Annotated in this window: 1 protein-coding gene; it reads left to right on the top strand. The window is 45.0% G+C overall.

Annotated features, from left to right (window positions below; all coding sequences use genetic code 11):
- A partial coding sequence (locus tag A1D16_RS18350; protein WP_290712212.1) for an amidohydrolase family protein occupies positions 1–723 on the top strand: 723 nt, incomplete at its 5' end.
- Positions 724–973 lie beyond the last annotated feature (250 nt).

The following is a 973-nucleotide window of genomic DNA, read 5'->3' as shown; positions in this document are numbered from 1 at the left end:
GAGAAAGCTGTTCAACAATTGCAGGAAGATTATAAGAATGGAGCAAGAGGCCTGAAGGTGTTTAAAAACCTCGGTTTTTCCGTGAAGGATACAAAGGGGAACCGGGTACAGGTGGATGACCCTCGACTTGACCCGATCTGGAAAAAATGCGGCGAATTAAAAATTCCGGTATTAATTCATACGGCTGATCCCGAGCCTTTTTGGGATGAACTCAATAATGAAAATGAGCGGCTACTGGAATTGTACACGCATCCGCGCAGAAAAAGAACGGCTACCGACCCCGCACCCTGGGAGCAACTGATTGCTGAACAACACCGGATGTTTCAAAAGAACCCCGGTACCACTTTTATTGCTGCGCATTTTGGATGGTATCCGAATAACCTGAAAAAACTGGACTCCCTGCTCACAGCCCTGCCCAATGTAGTTGTAGAATTCGGAGCAGTCATTGCCGAATTAGGCCGTCAGCCAAGAATGGCGCATGATTTTTTTATCAGGTACCAGGATCGGATTTTATTTGGCAAAGACAGTTGGGTGCCTGCGGAATATGCTACCTATTTCCGGGTGCTCGAAACAGCCGATGAATATTTTCCTTACCACAAAAAGTACCATGCTTTTTGGAGAATGTATGGTATGGCACTGCCAGATGAGGTATTGAAAAAAGTATACTATAAAAATGCACTTCGGATTATACCCGGACTGGATGCCAGTCTTTTTCCCCGTTAATACAGGAAGGCCTCTACGAAAAATACCCGTGCCGGAAGGCAGCGGGTATTTTTTTAAAAGGTACCGGAAACAATGGCTTATAACTGCTTGTTGTTTTTGGATTTGTCTACTTTTCTTACAGTAGTAGTGCCGCCTCCGTCAAGTGTAAGGTTTACCGGGGTATTGGTAATCCAGTTACCGCGGCTGAAATCAGGAATATCCATACTCTTGCTTCGGTTGTTGACAGACTTATTGGAAAGCGGTATAATGG

The organism is Flavihumibacter sp. CACIAM 22H1 (genome assembly GCF_001601815.1).
In the GTDB taxonomy this organism is placed as follows: Bacteria; Bacteroidota; Bacteroidia; order Chitinophagales; family Chitinophagaceae; genus Flavihumibacter.
This window is presented reverse-complemented; position numbering and strand designations above follow the sequence as displayed.